Source organism: Brevundimonas sp., assembly GCF_016463295.1.
In the GTDB taxonomy this organism is placed as follows: Bacteria; Pseudomonadota; Alphaproteobacteria; order Caulobacterales; family Caulobacteraceae; genus Brevundimonas.
Genome location: NZ_JAEMRO010000003.1, coordinates 1 through 21845 on the forward strand (window position 1 = coordinate 1; position 21845 = coordinate 21845).

Sequence of the window (21845 nt, forward strand, 5' to 3'; positions counted from 1 at the left end):
TGGCGCGGGTCTATCCGCTGCATCTGGCGACCCTGTTCGGCATGATCGCGCTTGGTCTCGGCGCGACAGTGGCCGGGATCGCTGTCAGCGACAGCCTGCTGGACTGGCGCTCGCTGTTTGCGCACCTCACCCTGACCCAGGCCTGGGGGCTGGCCCCGTCGGCGGCTTTCAACCATCCGTCCTGGTCGATCTCGGCGGAGTGGTTCGCCTATCTGAGTTTTCCCGCCTTCGCCTTCGTCGCCTGGCGGATGCGCGAGCGCCCCGTGCTGGCGACCGTGCTGGCGGCGGGTCTGGCCCTGGCGATCTATGCGATCTTCCAGCCGCTGGCCGGATTTGCCCTGACCGAGGCAACCTTCCTGTGGGGTGCGCTGCGGATCGTGCCGTGTTTCATGCTGGGGTGTGCGCTCTATCTGGTGCATCGGCGTTGGACCCTGCCCCGCGCAGGCTTGATCGCGGCAGCCTGCGCCGCCGGCATGGTGATCGCCGCCTCGCTGAACCTCTGGGACCCGATCATCGTCCTGTTCGCGGGTGGACTGATCCTGGCGCTGGGCTCGGTCCAGAACGCCAGGGGCGGGCTGATGGCCTCTGCCGCCGGTGTCTATCTGGGCGAGATCAGCTATTCCATCTACATGGTCAATGCGCCGGTCCTGCTGGTCGGGGTCAACCTCGCCGCCAAGGCGACGGGGGCGGAGGATCGACTTCACGTAATCGTGTGGTTGGGCGTCGTGGCGCTCATTCCGGTGGTGGCGGCGGGGACCTATCACCTGATCGAACGCCCGGCTCGCAAGGCTTTGCGCGGGATGGCGGATCGGCGTTCGGCGCGCGTAGCTGCGGCGAAGACGCAGGAGGAAAATGCCGGAAGGGGTCTTCACCCCTCGGAGACGATCGGTTAGGTCTGGTTACAGTCAGTAACAATCTGGACTACACCGCATGCTGAAACGCTTCTCGGCCGCCCTGGTTGCACTGACCCTCGGCTTTTCCGCCCTGGTCGCCGCACCCTCCGTTCAGGCCGATGCGCCCTACTGGCAGTGCGTGACCTTCGCCCGCATGTTCTCGGGCATCAACATCTACGGCGACGCCCTGACCTGGTGGGGCCAGGCCAAGGGCAAGTACGCGACCGGCGAGCGCCCGCAGACCGGATCGGTCCTGGCCTTCCGCCCCAGTGGCCGCATGAGCCGGGGCCATGTCGCCGTCGTCTCCGAAATCGTCACCGATCGCGTCATCCGCGTCACCCACGCCAACTGGGGTGGCAGCCGCGGCCAGGTCGAGGAGAACGTCACCGTCGTCGACGTCTCGGCCAATGGCGACTGGACCGCCGTCAAGGTCTGGTACAATCCGATCAACGATCTGGGCACCTCGGTCTATCCGACCTATGGCTTCATCTACAAGGATGCGCCCGCCGAGGGACCGACCCCGTATCAGGGCCCGTCGCGTAACGGCGTGATCATGGCCTCCGCCTCCACCAGCGGTCTGAATTGATCGGCTGACGCCGTCGGGCTAACCAGGCCCATGATCCACATCTACTGCTCCGACGGACGACGCTGCGAACCGGTCGATGTGGCCAGTGAGGGCTGGACCCTGCCCCCCAACGCCGTCTGGATCGATCTGATCGACCCGACGCCGGAAGAAGATCGCATCGTCGAGCGGTTTCTCGCCCTGTCGGTCCCGACCAAGGCCGAGATGGCCGAGCTGGAGGCGTCCAGCCGCCTGTACCGCGAAAACGGGGCCACCTATGTCACCGCCGACATCATCCACCGCGGGGACGAGGACATTCCGGCCGCCGATCCGGTGACTTTTGCTCTGACCGGTGGGCCGCTGGTCACCGTCCGCTATTTCGATCCCAAGCCCTTCGCCATGATGGTCGAAAAGCTGCAGCGCGAACCGTCGGCCTGCGACACGGGCGTCGATGTCTTCCTGAATCTGATGGAGGCGATCGTGGACCGCGCCTCTGACGTTCTGTCCAAGAACGGGGCGCGGGTCGAGGCAGTGGCCAATCACATCTTCACGGGCGGGCGCACGGTCGGCTTCGACCGGCTGATCGGCAAGCTGGGCCGGGCTCAGATCGCCAATGCCCGCATCGAACAGAGCCTGTCCGGCCTGGCCCGCATCTTCGCCTTTGCCGCGCTGGACCCCGGCATCGAGACACATCCGGACTCGCGTGAGCATCTGCGCTCCCTTACCCGCGACGCCCAAAGCCTGATCGCGCATAACCAGTCGGTGGCGGCCTCGATCAATTTTCAGCTCTCGGCGGCGCTGGGCCTGATCAACATCGAACAGTCGTCGATCATCAAGATCTTCTCGGTGGCGGCCGTCGCCTTCATGCCGCCGACGCTGATCGCCTCGATCTATGGGATGAACTTCCAGCACATGCCCGAATTGGCCCAGGGCTGGGGCTATCCCGCGGCGCTCATCGCCATGGTGGTGGCCGCCCTTCTCCCGCTCGCCTGGTTCAGGCACAAAGGCTGGCTCTAGGAGATATTCGCTATGCGTCTGCTTGCCCTCGCCGCCCTGTCCAGCCTGTCCCTCGTATCCTGTTCACCGTCGGGTGACACCGAGATCGAAACCTCCGAAGTCGCGGCACCTCCGCCGACGCTGGCCGGGGTCGATCTGAGCCAACCGGTGCGCGCGCTGGGCACAGAGCCCTTCTGGAGCCTGGAGCTGAACGGCACCGACATGATCTACACCAGCCCCGAGCCAGGCGAGCTGCGGGCCCCGCAGCCGGCGGCGGTGGTGCAGGGCACGGTGGCGATGTTCGAGGCCACGGCGAGCGACGGACAGCCCATGAAGGTCACCCTGACCGCCACCGAATGCTCGGACGGCATGAGCGACCGGACCTATCCCCTGACCGCCATCGTCGAACTGGGCGAGCGGACTCTGACGGGCTGTGCCGCCTCGACGGCGGCGATCATGAGCGCGGGCGAAAGCGGTCCGGTCGTGGCCGCGCCTCAGCCCGCCGGCTGATCCCGCAGGGTCCTGAGCGCGCCCAGTCGGGCGAAGGCGAGCGTCAGGGCCTTGCGCCGCGCAGGGGCCAGCGGCGTCACCGGAGCCTCTCGCACCACCGCTCCGCCGAAGCCGTCGGCCACGATCAGGCCGGGCGTGTCCGATAGCACCTCTTGCGGAAATTCGGGCGCGACGGCGAAGAAGAAGGCGTCGCAGAAGGGGGCGTATTCCCCCCATTTCCGGTCGACGCGATAGTCCTCGATCCCCGACTTGACCTCGCAGATGACGATGTCGCCCCGCCGCCCGATCGCCATGACATCAGCGCGGCGCCCATTCGGCAGACAGACTTCCAGCAGCGGCGCATAGCCCAGGTCGATCATCAGCCGCGCCGCGCCACGCGTGACGGCCAGGGTCGTCTGCGGTCGGCTGAAGACCAGATCGATGGACAGAAGCTCGGGCACCCGCCCTTATGTTCCGCCTTCGTTCCCAGCGCAAGCGACGCACGACGCGAGCACTGGAAAGCGAACTGGTAACCGCCTAGCTTAGGTAAATGAGACAAGCGCTAGGGTTGCTTTGTTTGTGTGGAGCCGTGATGGCCACCGCGCTCTCTATCGTCATGTTCAGCTACCCGCTCCTCTGGGTCGCCGTGTTGGCGTGGGGGCTCGCCATCGCGGTCTACGTCTTGGCGGCGTTTCGCAAGGGACAGGTCCTGACGCCCGTACCGTTAGTGGTTACTGCTGCTCAGACCGTTGTTCTGTTCGGCCCAGTTATCCATTCGACCGGCCTGCTGGTAGCGCTGCCCTGGGTCGGCATTCACACCGCGGTCCTTCTAGGCGGCGCAGCCAGCATTCAAATGTTATGGAACCCGCCCAAACATTAGCCGGATTGTCAGCCACATATGTCCCCGAGCGCTAGGGCTAGAGGATGAAGCGGCTCAGGTCCGCGTCGCGAGCCAGGTCGCCGACCTTGTGGCGGACCTGATCGCCGTCGAAGCTGACGGTCTGGCCGGCCAGGTCCGAAGCCTTGAAGCTGGTCTCCTCCAGCACCTTTTCCATCACGGTCTGCAGGCGCCGGGCCCCGATGTTCTCGATTGTGGTATTGGCCGCCACCGCCGCATCGGCCATGGCTTCCACAGCGTCGGGTGTGAAGGTCAGGGTGACGTTCTCCGTCGCAAGCAGGGCCTGGTTCTGGCGGATCAGATTGGCCTCGGGCTCGGTCAGGATGCGCACGAAGTCGTCGCGGGTCAGGGCTTTCAGCTCGACCCGGATGGGCAGCCGTCCCTGTAGCTCGGGCAGCAGATCACTGGGCTTGGCCACGTGGAAGGCCCCCGAGGCGATGAACAGCACATGGTCGGACTTCACCGGGCCGTACTTTGTCGAGACCGTGGTGCCCTCGATCAGCGGCAGCAGGTCACGCTGGACCCCTTCGCGCGACACGTCGGCCCCGGACGCGCCCTGGCGGGCGGCGACCTTGTCGATCTCGTCCAGGAAGACGATGCCCTCGTTCTCGGCCAGCAGCAGCGCCTCGCGGGTCAGGCTGTCCTGATCGAGCAGCTTGTCGCTCTCTTCGGTGATCAGGGGGGCGAAGGCGTCGCGGACCGCCAGCTTGACGGTCCTGGTGCGCTGGCCGCCAAGCTTGCCCAGCATTTCGGACAGGTTGATCATGCCGACATTGCCGCCGCCGGGCAGGTCCATCCCCTGCATGAGTGAGGCGGTGTCGGCCAGCGACAGCTCGACCTCCTTGTCGTCCAGTTCCCCGGCCCGCAGCTTCTTGCGGAAGCTGTCGCGGGTGGCGGGCTGCGATCCCGGTCCGACCAGAGCGTCCAGGATGCGCTCCTCGGCGGCGGCCTCGGCCTTGGCCTTGACCCCGACGCGGCGGCTGTCGCGCACCATGATCAGGGCAGCCTCGACCAGATCGCGCATGATCTGATCCACGTCGCGGCCGACATAGCCGACCTCTGTGAACTTGGTCGCCTCCACCTTGATGAAGGGCGAACCGGCCAGCTTGGCCAGCCGCCGCGCAATCTCGGTCTTGCCCACACCGGTCGGGCCGATCATCAGAATGTTCTTGGGCGTCACCTCGTCGCGTAGCTCATCGGGAACGCGCTTGCGGCGCCAGCGATTGCGTAGGGCCACAGCCACGGCGCGCTTGGCGTCGTTCTGGCCGACGATATAGCGGTCCAGTTCGGAAACGATCTCGCGGGGGGAAAGGTCGGTCATCAGAGGCTTTCCACCGTCAGATTGCCATTGGTGTAGACGCAGATCTCTGCGGCGATCTTCATCGCCTTGCGGGCGACCTGTTCGGCGTCCAGGTCCGTCTCCTCAATCAGGGCGCGGGCGGCGGACAGGGCATAGTTGCCGCCGGAACCCACGGCGGCGACGCCGTATTCGGGCTCCAGCACGTCGCCCACGCCGGTGACGGTGAAGATCGAGCTCTTATCCGCGACCAGCAGCATGGCCTCCAGCCGGCGCAGATAGCGGTCCGTACGCCAGTCCTTGGCCAGATCGACACAGGCACGGGCCAGCTGATCGGGATACTGCTCCAGCTTGGCCTCCAGCCGCTCGATCAGGGTGAAGGCGTCGGCGGTGGCCCCGGCGAACCCGGCCACGACCTTGCCGCCCGCCAGGACACGTACCTTTCGGGCCGCCCCCTTCACGATGGTGGGTCCCATGGAGACCTGGCCGTCACCGGCGATGACCGTGCGACCGTTCTTGCGCACCGCCAGGATGGTCGTGCCGTGCCAGCCGGGGGAGGGGGTGTCGGATGTCTGCGTCATCCCGCTCAGATGGCGACCGAAATGCGGCGTGCAAGACGAAACCGGAACGAATTCAAAGTCTCTTTGACGCCACATTTGGACCAATGTAACGGGTTACATAAGCACTTAATTACCCCACAAATGTTCGAATTGAGAGAACGTCGTGCTTCATCGCGTAGTCTACGTGAGCGAGTCTGTCGGAGCGACCGGTGTCTCGACCCAGTCGCTGGCCGAGATTCTGGGTGCGTCCGATCGCAACAATCGCCGCGACCACCTGTCGGGCTGCGTGATGTTCCATGAGGGTCGGATCGTCCAGGCGATCGAGGGTGGGCGGGTTGATATCGACCGTCTGATCCGCCGCCTGCTGGTCGATCCGCGTCATACGGGGATGCGGATCATCGTCGATACGCCGATCTCCGAGCGGCTGATGCACGAGCCCATGGCGCTGTGCCGCGATCCGGCGACCATGATGCGCCGCACCGGCCTGACGACCCTCAGCCGACTGACCGCCGGCGATGTGCAGGTCATGCTGGACTATCGCCTGGCCGCCTGATGGGGCGTGACCCCAAACGAACGTGACCGATGGGGTCGATAGGGCTAGGCAGGAGCCGTGACCTTTTCCGACGACGAGATCGAACGCTATGCCCGGCACCTGATGCTGGCCGAAATCGGCGGGCCGGGTCAGCAACGGTTGAAGGCCGCGCGCGTCGCTCTTGTCGGCCTCGGCGGTATCGGCGCTCCGGCCAGCCTGTATCTGGCGGCGGCGGGTGTCGGGACCTTGCGGCTGATCGACGACGACGCGGTCGCCTTGTCCAATCTGCAGCGGCAAATCCTGTTTCAGACCACAGACGTGGATCGTCCCAAGGTGGATGTCAGCGAGGAGCGCCTGACGGCGCTAAACCCTCATGTTCTGATCGAGCCCGCGGCCGAACGGCTGACTAGCGACAACGTGGCGGCTCTTTTGGCCGATTGTGATGTCGTGATCGACGGTACGGACGACTTCGAAACCCGCTTCACCGTCAACACCGCCTGCGTGGATGCAGGCGTACCTCTGGTCTCCGGTGCCCTGGGCCGATGGAGCGGGCAGGTCGGCGTCTTCTCCGGTCGCCCCTGCTATCAATGTCTGTTGCCCGACATACCCCCCGACGCCGAAACCTGCGCGCGCGTCGGTGTGGTCGGGGCGCTGGCCGGCGTGATCGGAGCCATGGCGGCGATGGAGACGATCAAGCTGATCACGCAGGTGGGCGAGCCGCTGACGGGGCGATTGCTGATCTACGACGGACTTGCCGCGACGACCCGGGTGGTCACGATCGCCGCCGACCCGCACTGTCCGACCTGCGCCGTTGGCTGATTAGGCAAAGGCCTGTTTGAGCAAGGCGATGTAGCGGGACATCAGTGCCTTCTCTTGCGCGGCCGGCCAGTCGGCGTGGCCGTGTTTTTCGATTTCGATCAGTTCGACGGACTTTCCTGCGCTGCGCAGGGCATCCCGCATCCGACGGGACTGGATCACGGGCACGACCCCGTCGTCCTCGCCATGAACCAGCAGCACCGGACAGGCGATCTCTGAGGCGCGGCGGCGCGGTGACGCCCGATTCAGACTGGCACCCGCCGTCTCGGGATCGCCGATCCGCTTCGTCCAGAAGTCGTAGATCTGCTTGCCCGGCGTGTCGTCCTCGCGGCTTTCCCAGGCCAGCATGTCGGGCAGGTCGGCCACGCCACAGATGGCGATGCAGGCCTTGTAGAGTTCGGGTCGGCGCACCGCGCCCATCAGGGCCGCATAGCCGCCGTAGCTGGTGCCCATGATGGCCACACGACCCGCGTCCAGGGCCTTGGCGGAGATGACCTGGGCCACCGCATCCTCGACGTCCTCCTGCATGCGCTCGCCCCAGCGGGTCCATCCCTGGCGGGCGAAGTCCAGGCCATAACCGCCAGAGCCTCTGAAGTTGGGACGCAGCACCCACCACCCCTGGGCGGCGAGGATTTGCACCTGCGTATCCCAGGCGCGCGTATCGCGGATTTCCGGCCCGCCATGCGGCAGGACGACCAGCGGGCCGGCCCGGCCCCCGGGCGGAGCGGTCAGATAGGCCTCGATCTCTGCCCCGTCGCGCGTGCGCACGCTCACCGTCTCCGTCGCGCCCAGCCGCGCTATGTCCAGCTGAATGACCGCCCCGACGTTCACGATGGCGCGGGCCGTCTTGTCATAGAAGAACCAGGCGCCCGGCTCGGTGGGACCCGTCACGTGCAGCATGAAGCGGTTCCGATCCGCGTCGACGTCGGTCAGATGGACATCGCAATCGTTGTCGAAAAAGCGGTTCAGACCGGCATGCAGTGGCACCAAGGCCGGCTCGCTGAAGTCGTACTCCAGACGTGCACCGTAGTAGGCCGCACCCATGTAGCGCCCCGCCGTATCCTTCAGGCCATACAGCACATCGCGACCGGGACGGCCACTGATCGGCGGCCCGACCGCCAGACTGCCCAGATCCAGTTCGCGGATGCTTTCCGTATCCTCGCCCTCGGCGCGGGCCGAGACCAGAACCGTGCCGGGTCTGTCCGTTTCGCCGATCCACGAGAAATCGGGCGCGTCCTGCACGCGCGACCGACGCAACAGCTTCCATTCCGTCTCGCCTGGCATGCGCGCAAAGACGGTTTCCATCGTGCCGCGTGCGTTGATGTCGTGCCGCAGCACGGGCACGCCGCCCTGGGTATTCCAGAAATAGGTCGTGGTGTTGCCACGCTCGATGATGCTCGCGCTGCCCGTATTGATGTTGACGCGATGCAGGGCCAGCCGGCCGTCGGCCTCCCACGCCGTCATCAGGACGTGATCGGGATCGTTGTGCAGCATGTCGATGACGCGGCCCATGTCGAAGGTGCGACGCAGGCGATTGCGCTGATCCTGAAACAACAGGACTACGTCGCCGCGATCCGCGCCGATCGAGATGACACGACGTGAAGTGAACTCGACGCCCGGCAGGCGGACATTCGATCCGGCCTGTGATCTGGAGTCCGTCTTGTTGGTGATCGCGACGCGGATCAGCAGGCGGTCGTCATTTCCCCAGTCCATCGCTTCGGCGCGGATCGGGCCCAGGTCTACCCGCTTGCGTTCGCCCTCGGGATCGTCGGCAGCGATCAGGTCGACAACACCGTGTGGCTCGTCTTCGGTGCCGATCTCCTGCAGCACCGCAATGCGCCGACCGGACGGCGACAGGGACGCGGACCGGGTGTGCGGGCCGGGGAAGAAGGCGTCGATCGGATAGGGTGTGGAGGCGTCAGCGGCCTGGCCCGACAGAGCGCGTGCCGGCTGGACCAGCCCGGACAGGGACAAGGCCCCCGCCCCGCCCAGCACCATGCGACGCGACAGCGCAATCTGCGCCGCCTTGCTCAAACCACACGTCATGAAAATCCCCCGGACAATGACAATCAGGGGACCTCAGGACGGCAATTCCGTCAAGATGGCCCGCTATCAGAACATCGCCGGGATGACCCGGTCCGGCGGGCGGTGGCCGTTCTGGAAGGTCATGATGTTGGCGATGACGCGGTCGCCCATGTCCTGACGCGCCTCCAGGGTGGCGGAACCCAGGTGGGGCAGGAGCACGACATTGGCGTGGCCCAGCAGGCCCGGATGGATGGCCGGTTCGTTCTCATAGACGTCCAGCCCGACGCCGGCGATGCGCCGCCCCGCGACCGCCTCGGCCAAGGCCGCCTCGTCGATCAGTTCGCCGCGTGCGGTGTTGATCAGGATGGCATGGGGCTGGAGGCGCGCCAGACGCTCGGCCGACAGCAGGTGGTGGGTGTCTTTGGTCGCGGGGCAGTTCAGGGAGACAATGTCCATCCGGGACAGCATCTGGTCCAGATCGTCCCAGTAGGTCGCGCCCAGGTCCTCGGCGATCAGGGGGCTGACGGCCTTGCGGTTGTGGTAGTGGACCTGGAGGCCGAAGGCCCTGGCCCGGCGCGCCAAGGCCTGGCCGATGCGGCCCATGCCGACGATGCCCAGCCGCTTGCCCCACAGCTTGCGCCCGCACATCCAGGTGGGGGTCCAGCCTTCGAACCTGCCGTCGGCGACCACTTGCGCGCCCTCGACGATGCGGCGGCTGGCGGCGAGGATCAGGCCCATGGCCAGGTCGGCGGTATCCTCGGTCAGGACGCCGGGGGTGTTGGTGACGATCAGGCCGCGCCCGACGGCGGCGTCGATATCGATATGGTCCACGCCCGCGCCGAAGCTGGCGATCATCTTCAGCTGCTCGCCTGCACTCCCGATCAGGCCGGCGTCGATGGTGTCGGTGATGGTCGGGACCAGGACATCGGCACGCTGAACGGCGGCTTCCAGCGCAGCGCGGTCCATGGGGCGGTCGGTAAGATTCAGCTCGGTATCGAACAACTCCCGCATCCGCGTTTCGACCGCGTCCGGCAGACTTCTGGTTAATACGACCTTAAGTTTGGGCGCGGACATTGGCAGCCTTCGATTCAACGAGCGTATCCGGTGTCTAGCAAAGCACGCTCCCGCTTCCAAAGACTGGCTGTCGTCACGGCGATCATGGGTGCCGCCGTAATGGCGGGCGCGGGCCAGGCCATGCCCGATGGTCGGCCCACGCCATCGGGTCAGCCGGTGCCGCGCTGGCTGTCGCTGAAATCGGACGAGGTGCGTGCCCGTTACGGCCCCGGTCTGGATTACCGCATCCTGTGGGAATATCGCGCGCGCGGCCTGCCGGTGCAGGTGATCGCCGAGACCAAGGAGTGGCGCAAGATCTGCGACCCGGACGGGGCCGTGGCCTGGGTCCACCGCAGCGTGGTGTCCAGCCGCCGCAGCGTCCTGAACCGCTCGGACGCCGAGATCGGCATCCATGCCCGCCGATCCGATGGCTCGCCCCTGCGTGCCCGCCTGTCGCCCAACGCCCTGGTGTCGGTCAACGAATGCGAGGAGGGCTGGTGCCAGGTTCAGGCGGGTCGCCGCCGAGGCTGGGTGCGCCAGTCCGCTGTCTTCGGCACCCAGGACCGCGCCCTGTGCAATGCGGCGCGCCCGGCCGGGACGGGGCGCGCCACCTAAATCATTTGAGCGGGAGGGGCGGGTCGTGTAACCCCACGGCAACACCGCACCGTCCGGAGCCCGCCGTCTTGAGCCTGTCGAAGTATCCGTCGTCGTTCGATTACGAAGCCCTGCTGGCCTCGGGCCGGGGAGAGCTGTTCGGGCCGGGCAATGCCCAACTGCCCGCGCCGCCGATGCTGATGTTCGATCGGATCACCCAGATCAACGCCGACGGCGGCGCCCACGGCAAGGGCTATGTCGAGGCCGAGCTGGATATCCATCCGGACCTCTGGTTCTTCCAGTGCCACTTCATCGGCGACCCGGTCATGCCCGGTTGCCTGGGCCTGGACGCCATGTGGCAGCTGGTCGGCTTCTACCTCGGCTGGATCGGCGGTCCCGGCAAGGGCCGGGCCCTGGGTGTCGGCGAAGTCAAATTCACCGGTCAGGTCCAGCCCGACGTCAAGAAGGTCGTCTACAAGATCGACCTGAAGCGCGTGATCAACCGCCGCCTGGTCATGGGCATCGCCGACGGCGTGCTGGAGGCCGACGGACAGGTGATCTACACCTGCAACGACATGCGCGTCGGCCTGTTCGGCGGCGGCGAGACCGTGGACGCGGCAGCCGGCTAACCCCATTTGCAGACAGACCGCGGGCAACGCGGCGACTGATGAAAATTTGAAGGAAACCACCATGCGTCGTGTCGTCGTTACCGGACTGGGCATCGTCTCCTCCATCGGCACGGGCCAGGACGAGGTCGCGGCCTCCCTGCGCGAGGCGAAGTCGGGTATCAAGGCCGCGCCGGACCACATCCAGCATGGCTTCCGCAGCCAGGTCTGGGCCCCGCCCTCGCTGGGCGTCACGGCCGAGGACTGGGCCCCGCACGTCGATCGCCGCGCCGCCCGCTTTCTGGCCAATGGCACGGCCTGGGGTCACATCGCCTTCGAAGAGGCGCTGAAGGACTCCGGCCTGACCGCCGACGAGATCAAGTCCGACCGCATCGGCCTGATCGTCGGCGAGGGCGGACCCTCGACCCAGGTCATCCTGCAGGCGGCCGCAACGACCGTCGAAAAGAACTCCCCCAAGCGCATCGGGCCGTTCGCCGTGCCCAAGGCGATGGCCTCGGGTCCTTCGGCGGTTCTGGCGACCTGGTTCCAGCTGAAGGGCATCAACTATTCGATCAGCTCGGCTTGCGCGACCAGCGCCCACTGCATCGGGGCGGCGGCGGAACAGATCGCCTGGGGCAAGCAGGACGTCGTCTTCGCCGGCGGCGTGGAGGACATCGACTGGTCGATGTCCAACATGTTCGATGCGATGGGGGCCATGTCGTCGAACTTCAACGACACGCCCTCGGTCGCCAGTCGCGCCTATGACAAGGACCGCGACGGCTTCGTCATCGCGGGCGGCGCGGGCATTGTGGTGCTGGAGGAATACGAGCGGGCGGTGGCGCGCGGCGCGACCATCTATGCCGAGGTCACCGGCTATGGGGCCAACTCCGACGGCTACGACATGGTCGCGCCGTCGGGCGAGGGTGCCGAGCGCTGCATGAAGATCGCGCTGGAAATGGCCGGCAATCCTAAGATCGACTATCTGAACCCGCACGGCACCTCGACGCCGGTAGGCGACAGCAAGGAGATGGGGGCGGTGCGCAACGTCTTCGGCGACCAGATGCCGATGATCTCCTCGACCAAGTCGCTGACGGGCCATTCGCTCGGCGCGGCGGGCGCACAGGAAGCCATCTACTGCCTGCTGATGATGAAACACGGCTTCGCCGCCGAAAGCGCCCACATCGAAAACCTCGACCCCGAGTTCGAGGGCATGCCCATCCTGCGTGAACGTCACGACGGCGAGCTAACACACGTCATGTCCAACAGCTTCGGCTTCGGCGGCACGAACGGAACGCTGATCCTGTCGAAGGTGTGATCGGGATGCCGGAGCGAATGATCCACGCCGACGGTATTGATCTGTGCGCTGAAGACTTTGGCGATCCGGCTCAGCCTGCTCTGCTTCTGGTCATGGGGGCTCAGGCTTCCATGCTGTGGTGGCCAAAGGATTTCTGTGAGCGACTGGCTGAGCGAGGGTTTCATGTCATTCGCTATGATCACCGCGATATCGGCCGCTCGACCACCTATGGCCTCGGCCAGGCGACTTATGATCTGAGCGACCTGGCACAGGATGTTTTCCGCGTGCTGAATGGCTTCGGTATTCGGAGCGCCAATCTCGTGGGCTTCTCCATGGGGGGCTATCTGGTGCAGGCAGCAGCCATCGCCCAGCCGGACCGCGTCGCCAGCCTGACAATATGGGGGGCGGGACCTCTGGACGACGTGCCGGGGTTGCCGGAAATGGACGCGGATCTGCTGAACTTCCTGATGTCGGCCATGCCGCAGGACTGGACCGACGAAGACGCAGTCGTCGCTTTCCATGTCGAGGGGGCGCGCCGTATGCGGGGCGACCGGTTTCCTTTCGATGAACCGGCCCATACGGAGCTGGCGCGTGCGGAGTTCAATCGCGCCCGGGATCGCGCCAGCGCGTTAAACCATGCCAGTTACGACACGCAACATCCCGGCGGGGCAGCCACGTTGCGCATGCCGACGCTGATCATTCACGGCGACAGTGATCCCGTCACGCCGGTCGAGCACGGACAGGCATTGGCGGCATTGATACCCGACGCGCGGCTGATGGTGCTGGACGGTGTCGGCCATGAGCTTCCTGCACCAATCTGGTCAACCGTGATCGATGCGGTTGTCACCAATGCTGACCGAGCTAACATCGGATGCGAGGCCAGCTCTTAGCGGCGAACGACGGGCGCGGAACCGATCCCGCTACGAAACGTCTGCGTCACCATCGTGCACGGGCGCGACCTGAGGAGGCTGCTAGCTGACATTCGATCCCTACATTCTGTTCCTGCTCGGTCTAGGTCTGGTGATCCTGCTGGTCAGCTGGGCACCAGTGGGCTTGAAGCGTCTACCGCTGACGCTGGCGATCCTGTGCGTGGGCGTGGGCGTCGTTGTCTTCTCCAGCGGGCTGTTGGCCTTCAATCCTGATCCGCGGACCTGGGACACGGTAACGGAGAAGCTGACGGAGCTGGTCGTCATCATCAGCCTGATGGGCTGCGGGCTGAAGCTGGATCGAAAGCTGGGATGGAAACGCTGGAACGTGACCTGGCGGCTGTTGGCCATCGCCATGCCCCTGACCATCGGGGCGGTCCTGCTGCTGGGTATCTGGGGCCTGGGCCTCGCCTTGCCGATGGCCATGCTGCTGGGCGCAGCCATGGCCCCGACCGATCCCGTGCTGGCTTCGGACGTGCAGGTCGGCCCGCCTGGATCCGGCGAGGAGGACGAGGTGCGGTTCGGTCTGACGTCGGAGGCGGGATTGAACGACGCCCTGGCCTTCCCTTTCGTGCACCTGGCCATTCTGGCGTCGGTGGGCGGACTGGCGACGAGCCAGGGGCTGATCGACTGGGGGCTGGTCAAGGTGGGCTGGAAGATCGCCGCGGGGCTGGGCATGGGCTGGCTGGTCGGGGCCGCTTTCGGCTGGCTGCTGTTCCGAGATTCCAGTCGCCAGCTGTCGCATCTGGGTGATGGCCTGATTGCCCTGGCCGCCACCTTCTTGGCCTATGCGGTGACCGAGCTGGCGCATGGCTATGGCTTTCTGGCGGTGTTCGTGGCGGCGGTGACCATCCGCAACTGGGAGCGGGACCACGATTTCCACGAGGAGATGCACGACCTGTCGGATCAGATCGAGCGCCTGTTGATGATGCTGCTTCTGGTCCTGTTCGGCGGGGCCTTGGCCAATGGCCTGCTGGCCAGCCTGACCTGGATCGATGTGGCGGTGGCGCTGGTCATCCTGCTGATCGTGCGACCGGTCGCGGGGCTGTTGTCGCTGATCGGCGCGCCCCAGCCGTTCCGAGAGAAGGTGCTGCTGGCCTTTCTGGGCATACGCGGCGTCGGATCGATCTATTATGTCGCCTATGGGCTGAACCATGGCGAGTTCGGAGACAGCGAGCGGCTGTGGGCCCTTGTCGGTTTCATCGTCCTGGCGTCCATCATCATCCATGGTGTGACGGCGACGCCGCTTCTGGAGCGTCTGGCGAAGTGGCGGACGGCGAAGACGGCCTGAGGCTTTCGCCTTCCTGCAGCCCCTGCTAACTCTCCGCTTCGATTGCGAGGAGACATATGATGGCCACCGAATCCGCCTGGATCATGCCCACCGGTGAACTGATGAAGGGCAAGAAGGGCCTGATCATGGGGGTGGCGAACGCCAACTCCATCGCCTGGGGCATCGCCTCGCAACTGGCCGCCCAGGGTGCCGAGCTGGCCTTCACCTATCTGGGCGAGGGGCTGGAGCGCCGGGTGCGTCCGCTGGCCGAAAGCGTCGGGGCCAAGCTGCTGATCCAGGCCGACGTCACCGACGACGCCTCCATGGACAAGGCCTTCGAGGAGCTGGAGCGCGAGTTCGGCACCATCGACTTCGTCGTCCACGCCATCGCCTTCGCCAACAAGGACGAGCTGAAAGGCAGCTTTGTCGATAACACCAGCCGTGACAGCTTCCTGCTGGCCATGAACATCTCGGCCTTCAGTTTCGTGGATGTCGCCAAACGCGCATCGAAGCTGATGCCCAACGGCGGCAGCCTGGTCACCCTGACCTATCTGGGGTCGGAGCGGGCCATTCCGAACTACAACACCATGGGCGTGGCCAAGGCCGCGCTTGAAGCCGCGACCCGCTACATCGCCCGCGACCTGGGGCCCAAGGGCATTCGCGTCAACGCCATCTCGGCCGGGGCCATGCGCACCCTGTCGCTGGCGGGCATCTCGGGCGGTCGCGGCATGATCGCGCAAGGTCGCGCCATGTCGGCCATGAAGGAAGACACCTCCATGGAGGGCGTCGCCGGGGCCGCCTTGTGGCTGTGCTCGGATCTGGGCCTCTCGACCACGGGCGAAGTCGTCCACGTCGACGCCGGCTTCCACATGATGGGCATGACGGCGGACGAAGAGGGTTGATCGACACAGCGGCAGTCTCACGATCCTGTGTATGATAGCCGACATTTGAGCGTTGACGCCCCTGATGGGTGTGCCAGCTTCACCGTGTCCAAACGAGGGAGTGGTCATATGGCCCACAAGTTCGAAATCTACAAAGACAAGGCTGGCGAGTTTCGAGTCCGCTTCAAGCACAACAGCGAGACCATGTTCTCGACCGAAGGCTATGCGTCCAAGGCGTCAGCCAAGAACGCCATAGAGTCGATCAAGAAGAATGGCCCTGACGCGCCGATCGACGATACGACGGATTGATCAGTCCGGCTCGCGCTCGCCGATCTCGACGGGACGAACGACCCTCAGCCAGCCGTCGGCGATGTGCAGGTCGGGGACGCAGTCGCGGGTGAAGGGCAGGTACCAGGTCTGGCCACCCTCGGCGGGCGCGATCTCCAGCATGTCGTCGGCCCCGAAATTCTGGACGGATTTGACAGTGCCCAGAACGACGTCGTCCGGGTCGCGGGCCTCCAGGCCGATCAGATCGGTCAGATAGAATTCGTCCTCGTCAGGGGCGGGCAGCAGGTCGCGCGGTACGTGCAGCTTCAGCCCGCGCAGGGCGTCGGCCTGTTCCTTGGTGGTGATTTCCCTGGCGCGTCCGACGATGGCGGATTTCTCGGGCCGGGCGCTGGTCAGGGTCAGGCCGACGCTGCCGTCGGCGCGCAGCAGCGGGCCATAGGCCAGCAGCGACATGGGGTCGGCGGTATAGGCGGTCACCCGCACCTCGCCCTTGACGCCGAACCCGCCGGCGACCTGGCCGACGAGGATGAGTTTCTGATCCGTCATGACGGGCTCCGACAGCAAAAGGGCGGCGCCATCCGACGCCGCCCTTGTCTCATATAGCAGGATCGAAGCGGATCAGGCCTCGGTCTTCTCTTCAGCGGCAGGCTCTTCAGCAGCCGGGGCGTCCTCAGCGGCGGCTTCGGCCGGAGCCTCTTCCGCGGCGGCTTCAGCAGCGGGCGCGTCTTCAGCAGCCGGGGCCTCTTCGGCAGCAGGCTCTTCAGCCGGCGGCGCGTTCTTGGCGGCTTCAGCGGCAGCGGCGGCTTCTTCCTTGGCGCGGGCGGCGGCTTCGGCAGCCTCGATCTTGGCGGCAGCTTCGGCCTCGGCGCGGTCGGCTTCACGCTGGGCGCGCTCGGCGGCGCGTTCCTGGGCCTTCTTGCCGGGCTGGGCCTTGTTCGGGTTGTTGCCTTGCGTCCACTTGACCTTGTCGGCCAGGGTCTCGTCCTGGCTCAGGAAGCGGGCGACGCGGTCGGTGGGCTGAGCACCCTTGCCCAGCCATTCGGCGATGCGGTCGGCCTTCAGCACGACGCGCTTCTGCTCGCCGTCACGCGGCAGCATGGGGTTGTAGGTGCCGACGCGCTCGATGAACTTGCCGTCGCGCGGCGAGTGGCTGTCGGCAACGACGATGTAGTAGTAGGGGCGCTTCTTGGCACCACCGCGGGCCAGACGAATCTTCAGCATTTTCAGTCTCTTTCTAGGAAATCGAAGTCAGTTCTTCTTGGTGGGTAGGCCGGGCAGGCCAGGCAGCCCCCCCGGGAGTTGTCCGCCGCCCAGACCCGCAAAGCGGTCCTGGAGGGCTTTCATCTGTTCGGCGTCGGTGTCGGGCAGCTTGCCGCCGCCCATGGCCTTCAGCCGGGCCATGTCGGCCCCGCCAGGCGCACCGCCGCCCAGACCGCCCATCATGGCGGCCATCAGTTTCAGGCCCTTGCCGCCGCCCTTGGACATGGACTTGACCATGTCGGCCATCTGGCGGTGCTGTTTCAGCAGGCGGTTGACGTCCTGCACCTCGACCCCAGCCCCCGCCGCGATCCGCTTCTTGCGCGACGCATTCAGCAGGTCGGGCTTCTTGCGCTCGACCTTGGTCATCGAGGAGATGATGGCTTCCTGGCGCAGGATCATGCGGTCGTCGATGTTCGCATCGGCCATCTGGGCCTTCATCTTGGCGACGCCGGGCAGCATGCCCATGATCCCCTGCAGGCCCCCCATCCGCTTCATCTGCTGAAGCTGGGCGGCCAGGTCGTTCAGGTCGAACTGGCCCTTGGCCAGCTTGCGCGCCATGGCCTCGGCCTTGGAGGCGTCGAGGTCCTGCGACGCCTTTTCGACCAGGGCGACGATGTCCCCCTGACCCAGGATGCGACCGGCGACGCGGCGGGCGTCGAAGACTTCGAGCTGATCGACCTTCTCGCCCGCGCCGATGTATTTGATCGGCAGGCCGGTGACGGCCCGCATGGACAGCATGGCCCCGCCGCGCCCGTCGCCGTCGGCGCGGGTCAGAACGAGGCCCGTGAGGGGCAGGCGCTCATGGAAGGCGCGGGCCGTACGAACCGCATCCTGGCCGGTCAGGCTGTCGGCGACCAGCAGGGTCTCGACCGGTTTGGCGATGGCGGCGACCTCGGCCACCTCGGCCATCAGGGCTTCGTCCAGCGTAATGCGACCGGCGGTGTCCAGGATCAGGACGTCGAAACCCTGAAGCTTGGCCGATTGCAGCGCCCGGCGCGTGATCTGGACGGGGCTCTCGCCCGCCACGATCGGCAGGGTGGCGACCTCGATCTGCTTGCCCAGGGTGGCCAGCTGTTCCATCGCCGCCGGACGACGCGTGTCCAGCGAGGCCATCATGACCTTCTTGCGGTCGAACTTGGTCAGGCGCAGCGCCAGCTTGGCCGAGGTCGTCGTCTTGCCCGAGCCTTGCAGGCCGGACATCAGGATGACGGCGGGCGGGGCGGCATTCAGATTGATCGGCGTCGGCTCTTCGCCGCCCAGCATCTCGACCAGGCCGTCATAGACGATCTTGACCACCTGATCGGCCGGCTTGACCGAACGGATGACGTCCTCGCCCGTGGCGCGCTCGGTCGCGAAGGCGATGAAGTCCTTGACGACCGGCAGGGCGACGTCGGCCTCGAGCAGGGCCACGCGCACTTCGCGCATCGCCTCCGTCACGTCCTTTTCGGACAAGGCACCGCGACCGGTGATCCGGTCGAAGACGCCTGACAGTCGCTCGTTCAGAGCCTCGAACATTCACTACCTCGTCAGACCATTTTCGCTTCAGGGCGGGACGACCTGAATCCAGAACAATGGGCCACCAGCCCTTCGCAGGCGAAACGGCTCCATACGACAACGGCCCCCGGCGACGATCACGTCGGCGGAGGGTTCTCGCCCACCTCGTCCTGAACTGTCAGGGGTCGTGTGGGAGGAGACGCGAGGTTCACTTGCGTCGGAAGCGGCGGCTTATGGGGGAAAAGCGGCGGCTTGTCGACTCTGGTCGATCAGGTTGCGCATCACACACTCCGTTTCAGGGCCACCGTTTGCCATGGCCAGGCTGAAAACCCCTGATACGGTGGCCGCTCCAGCCTCCCCGCTGAGAGAACAAGCCATGATGCAAGCCGCCGACGACCGACTGCGTGATGAAGTCCGCCTGCTGGGCGGGCTTCTGGGCGAGGTGATCCGCGACGAGGGCGGGCAGGATCTGTACGACCGGATCGAGGCGGTGCGGCAGGCTTCGGTCGCCTATCACCGCGATGCGGGCTCGCAGGATGCGTCCCGCCTTGAGGCCTTGCTGGCCGAACTGTCGCTGGATCAGGCGGTGGGGCTGGCGCATGGGTTCGCGGCCTTCTCCCTGCTGGCCAATGTCGCGGAAGATCGCGCGGGCAAGCGTCGGGCGAAGGATCAAAGCGCTGCCGGGGCCCGGGCCGATACGCCGGAGGGTGCGCTGGAGCGATTGAAGGCGGCGGGACGATCGCGGGAGGATGCCAAGGCTCTGCTGGATGAGGCGCTCATATCGCCGGTGTTGACCGCCCATCCGTCCGAGGTGCGGCGCAAGAGCGTGATCGACCGGATCACGGCCGTATCGGACCTGCTGGATGCCTGCGATCGCGAGGGAGACGCCTGTTCGCCCGAGGTGCTGAACGACCGATTGCGGAGGCAGGCCACCATCCTGTGGACCACGCGACTGGTGCGCCAGACGGGACTGGTAGTGCAGGACGAGATCGACACGGTGGTGTCGTTTCTGGAGCGCATCTTCCTCAAGGTCGCGCCGGCACAGCTGGCTGATTGGCGCCGTCGCCTGGACGCGCCCGATCTGGCCCCCTTCATCCGGATCGGGGCCTGGGTCGGCGGCGACCGGGACGGCAATCCCAATGTCGATGCAGCGGCGCTGAAGGCGGCCTTTGCGACGGCGGCGCGGGCGGTGCTGCGCTTCTATCTGGACGAGGTGAACACGCTGGGGGCGGAACTCAGCCTGTCGGGATCGCTGGCGACCGTGTCGCCCGAACTGGCAGCGCTGGCGCAAGGCTCCGGCGATGCTTCACCGCACAGGGCAGACGAACCCTACCGCCGGGCGCTGAGCCAGATCTATGCGCGGCTGTCGGCGACGCACCTCAGGCTGACCGGCCGCCCCGCGCCACGTCCCGCGCCCTTCGAGGCCGCTCCCTACGACGGGCCGCAGGCGTTCCGCGCCGATCTGGCGGTGCTGCACGACAGCCTGGTCGCCAACCACGGGCGCGTCTTTGCCGACGATAGCCTGGCCGGGCTGATCGCTGCGGTCGATGTGTTCGGCTTTCACATGGCGACGCTGGATATGCGTCAGAACTCGGACGTCCATGCGCGGGTGGTGGCGGACCTGCTGAAGGTCGCCGGGGTGTGCGATGACTATGAAGCGCTCGATGAGGCGGCGCGGCTGAGCCTGCTGGAGGCCGAACTGGCGTCAACGCGGCCCCTGTTCAATCCGTACGCGGAGTATCAGTCCGAAACGCTCAAGGAGCGGGCCATTCTGGAGGCGGCGGCCCGGGCGCTGACCGACTTCGGGCCACAGGCGATCCGCACCCATGTGGTGTCCAAGACCGATGCGGCGTCCGATCTGCTGGAGGTCTATCTGCTGCTCAGGGAGGTCGGGCTGTATCGACCCGGCGCGCCCGAGGCCTGTCCCATCCAGGCGGTGCCGCTGTTCGAGACGATCGACGATCTGCGGGCCGCGCGCTCGACGCTGGATCGGCTGCTGCAAGCGCCATCGGCCCTCGCCGTCGCCAAGGCCCGCGGCGTTCAGGAAGTCATGATCGGCTATTCGGACTCCAACAAGGACGGTTCCTACCTGACTTCGACCTGGGAGTTGCATGAGGCGTCGCGGGCCTTGCTGGAGGTCACCGACAAGGCCGGGCTTCGGCTTCAGCTGTTCCACGGTCGCGGCGGGGCGGTGGGGCGCGGCGGCGGCTCCAGCTTTTCGGCCGTCCTGGCCCAGCCGGAGGGCACGGTCGCGGGTCGCATCCGCGTGACGGAACAGGGCGAAGTCATCGCCAACAAATATGGCGAGCCGGAAGTGGCGCGGCGCAATCTGGATGCCCTGACCTGTGGTGTTCTGCTGGCGTCGCTGGCCCCGCCGCCGGATGCGGACCTGACCCGGCGGCATGGATCGACCCTGGCGCGACTGTCCACGGCCTCCATGTCGGCCTATCGGGCGCTGGTGTACGAGACAGAGGGCTTCGTCGACTATTTCCGCGCCGCCACACCGATCGCCGAGATTGCCGACCTGAAGATCGGTTCGCGTCCGGCGTCGCGGACATCCTCCACCGCGATCGAGGATCTACGGGCCATTCCGTGGGTCTTCAGCTGGAGCCAGTCACGCGTCATGCTGCCCGGCTGGTTCGGTTTTGGGTCGGCCATTGCGGGCGAGGATATGGACGAGCTTCAGGCCATGGCCCGCGACTGGCCCTTCTTCCGCACCCTGATCCAGAACATGGAGATGGTGATGGCCAAGGCGGACATGACCCTCGCCCGCCGCTATGCCTCGCTGGTGCCGGACAGGGCGCTGGCCGACCGCGTTTATGGGGCGCTGCTGCAGGAGTGGGAGCGGACCCACGCGGCAGTGCTGGCCATCACCCGGCAGGACCGTTTGCTGGGCGGCCAGCCGGAACTGGACCGCCTGATCCGTCTGCGCATGCCCTATGTCGAGCCATTGAATCACGTTCAGATCGAATTGATCCGTAGACGGAGGAACGGTGACGATGATCCTCGGGTGCGCGAGGGAATTCTGCTGGCCCTGAACGGCGTGGCCGCGGGTTTGCGCAACAGCGGCTGAAGCTGGGCCAAGCGTGTCGGCGATTTAACGAAGACGTCG

The 21845-nt window shown here is 66.2% G+C and carries 23 protein-coding genes; 15 read left to right on the top strand and 8 right to left on the bottom strand.

Translation table 11 applies throughout. The features are described from left to right. The 4 genes from JHC81_RS02000 to JHC81_RS02015 all read left to right on the top strand — a co-directional run. Positions 1-893, top strand: an 893-nt coding sequence (locus tag JHC81_RS02000; protein ID WP_292169946.1) for an acyltransferase, incomplete at its 5' end; no start/stop codon positions are given. Positions 894-930: 37 nt separating this feature from the next. Beyond that, positions 931-1479 carry a CHAP domain-containing protein gene (locus JHC81_RS02005; protein WP_292169947.1) on the top strand — a complete coding sequence of 183 codons (549 nt, stop codon included), beginning with the start codon at positions 931-933 and terminating at the stop codon, positions 1477-1479. Positions 1480-1509: 30 nt separating this feature from the next. Beyond that, positions 1510-2472 carry a magnesium transporter CorA family protein gene (locus JHC81_RS02010; protein WP_292169950.1) on the top strand — a complete coding sequence of 321 codons (963 nt, stop codon included), beginning with the start codon at positions 1510-1512 and terminating at the stop codon, positions 2470-2472. Positions 2473-2484: 12 nt separating this feature from the next. Beyond that, complete coding sequence (locus tag JHC81_RS02015; RefSeq protein WP_292169952.1) at positions 2485-2961, top strand: hypothetical protein; 477 nt, start codon at positions 2485-2487, stop codon at positions 2959-2961. Here JHC81_RS02015 and mmcB read toward each other — a convergent pair. Continuing rightward, complete coding sequence (gene mmcB, locus JHC81_RS02020; RefSeq protein WP_292170204.1) at positions 2946-3389, bottom strand: DNA repair putative endonuclease MmcB; 444 nt, start codon at positions 3387-3389, stop codon at positions 2946-2948. The two genes, JHC81_RS02015 and mmcB, sit on opposite strands and share 16 nt — an antisense overlap. Positions 3390-3532: 143 nt before the next feature. Here mmcB and JHC81_RS02025 point away from each other — a divergent pair, with 143 nt between their 5' ends. Continuing rightward, positions 3533-3820 carry a hypothetical protein gene (locus JHC81_RS02025; RefSeq protein WP_292169954.1) on the top strand — a complete coding sequence of 96 codons (288 nt, stop codon included), beginning with the start codon at positions 3533-3535 and terminating at the stop codon, positions 3818-3820. Positions 3821-3857: 37 nt separating this feature from the next. On the opposite strand, the gene hslU is transcribed toward JHC81_RS02025, so the two are convergent. Both hslU and hslV read right to left on the bottom strand, forming a co-directional pair. Continuing rightward, positions 3858-5159: an ATP-dependent protease ATPase subunit HslU gene (hslU, locus tag JHC81_RS02030; RefSeq protein ID WP_292169957.1), complete on the bottom strand. Its 1302-nt coding sequence runs from the start codon at positions 5157-5159 to the stop codon at positions 3858-3860. Continuing rightward, positions 5159-5716, bottom strand: a complete 558-nt coding sequence (gene hslV, locus JHC81_RS02035; RefSeq protein WP_292169959.1) for an ATP-dependent protease subunit HslV — start codon at positions 5714-5716, stop codon at positions 5159-5161. The genes hslU and hslV overlap by 1 nt, the downstream gene beginning before the upstream one ends. Positions 5717-5858: 142 nt before the next feature. Here hslV and JHC81_RS02040 point away from each other — a divergent pair, with 142 nt between their 5' ends. After that, positions 5859-6248: a BLUF domain-containing protein gene (locus tag JHC81_RS02040; RefSeq protein WP_292169961.1), complete on the top strand. Its 390-nt coding sequence runs from the start codon at positions 5859-5861 to the stop codon at positions 6246-6248. Positions 6249-6305: 57 nt separating this feature from the next. Continuing rightward, entirely contained in the window at positions 6306-7046 is a 741-nt protein-coding gene (moeB, locus tag JHC81_RS02045; RefSeq protein WP_292169964.1) for a molybdopterin-synthase adenylyltransferase MoeB, read from the top strand. On the opposite strand, the gene JHC81_RS02050 is transcribed toward moeB, so the two are convergent. Beyond that, positions 7047-9077, bottom strand: coding sequence for an alpha/beta fold hydrolase (locus tag JHC81_RS02050; RefSeq protein ID WP_292169967.1), 2031 nt, complete (start codon positions 9075-9077; stop codon positions 7047-7049). Positions 9078-9155: 78 nt separating this feature from the next. Beyond that, positions 9156-10142 (bottom strand): D-glycerate dehydrogenase, encoded by a 987-nt coding sequence (locus JHC81_RS02055; RefSeq protein ID WP_292169969.1) that lies wholly within the window; start codon positions 10140-10142, stop codon positions 9156-9158. A gap of 84 nt (positions 10143-10226) precedes the next feature. On the opposite strand from JHC81_RS02055, the gene JHC81_RS02060 reads away from it, so the two are divergent. The 7 genes from JHC81_RS02060 (at position 10227) to JHC81_RS02090 (ending at position 16000) form a co-directional block, all read left to right on the top strand. Beyond that, on the top strand, positions 10227-10736 hold the full coding sequence (locus JHC81_RS02060) for an SH3 domain-containing protein (protein WP_292169971.1): 510 nt from the start codon (positions 10227-10229) through the stop codon (positions 10734-10736). Between the two features lie 74 nt (positions 10737-10810). Continuing rightward, complete coding sequence (fabA, locus tag JHC81_RS02065) at positions 10811-11344, top strand: 3-hydroxyacyl-[acyl-carrier-protein] dehydratase FabA (protein WP_292170205.1); 534 nt, start codon at positions 10811-10813, stop codon at positions 11342-11344. A 61-nt stretch (positions 11345-11405) separates the two neighbouring features. Beyond that, entirely contained in the window at positions 11406-12635 is a 1230-nt protein-coding gene (fabB, locus tag JHC81_RS02070) for a beta-ketoacyl-ACP synthase I (protein WP_292169973.1), read from the top strand. Positions 12636-12652: 17 nt separating this feature from the next. Further along, positions 12653-13504, top strand: a complete 852-nt coding sequence (locus JHC81_RS02075) for an alpha/beta fold hydrolase (RefSeq protein ID WP_292169976.1) — start codon at positions 12653-12655, stop codon at positions 13502-13504. Between the two features lie 130 nt (positions 13505-13634). After that, a complete protein-coding gene (locus JHC81_RS02080; protein ID WP_292169979.1) occupies positions 13635-14831 on the top strand; it encodes a cation:proton antiporter in 1197 nt (398 codons plus the stop codon). Between the two features lie 59 nt (positions 14832-14890). Then, positions 14891-15712 carry an enoyl-ACP reductase gene (locus tag JHC81_RS02085; RefSeq protein WP_292169982.1) on the top strand — a complete coding sequence of 274 codons (822 nt, stop codon included), beginning with the start codon at positions 14891-14893 and terminating at the stop codon, positions 15710-15712. A gap of 108 nt (positions 15713-15820) precedes the next feature. Further along, positions 15821-16000 (top strand): YegP family protein, encoded by a 180-nt coding sequence (locus JHC81_RS02090; protein WP_292169985.1) that lies wholly within the window; start codon positions 15821-15823, stop codon positions 15998-16000. Here the strand turns inward: JHC81_RS02090 and rimM are convergent, their stop codons facing one another. From rimM to ffh, 3 genes are all read right to left on the bottom strand, one after another. Continuing rightward, positions 16001-16525 (bottom strand): ribosome maturation factor RimM, encoded by a 525-nt coding sequence (gene rimM, locus JHC81_RS02095; RefSeq protein WP_292169988.1) that lies wholly within the window; start codon positions 16523-16525, stop codon positions 16001-16003. A 72-nt stretch (positions 16526-16597) separates the two neighbouring features. After that, entirely contained in the window at positions 16598-17200 is a 603-nt protein-coding gene (rpsP, locus tag JHC81_RS02100; protein ID WP_292169989.1) for a 30S ribosomal protein S16, read from the bottom strand. 27 nt (positions 17201-17227) lie between these two features. Beyond that, complete coding sequence (gene ffh / locus JHC81_RS02105; protein WP_292169992.1) at positions 17228-18754, bottom strand: signal recognition particle protein; 1527 nt, start codon at positions 18752-18754, stop codon at positions 17228-17230. Between the two features lie 355 nt (positions 18755-19109). Here ffh and ppc point away from each other — a divergent pair, with 355 nt between their 5' ends. Beyond that, positions 19110-21806, top strand: coding sequence for a phosphoenolpyruvate carboxylase (gene ppc, locus JHC81_RS02110; RefSeq protein ID WP_292169995.1), 2697 nt, complete (start codon positions 19110-19112; stop codon positions 21804-21806). The last annotated feature ends 39 nt before the right edge of the window (positions 21807-21845 follow it).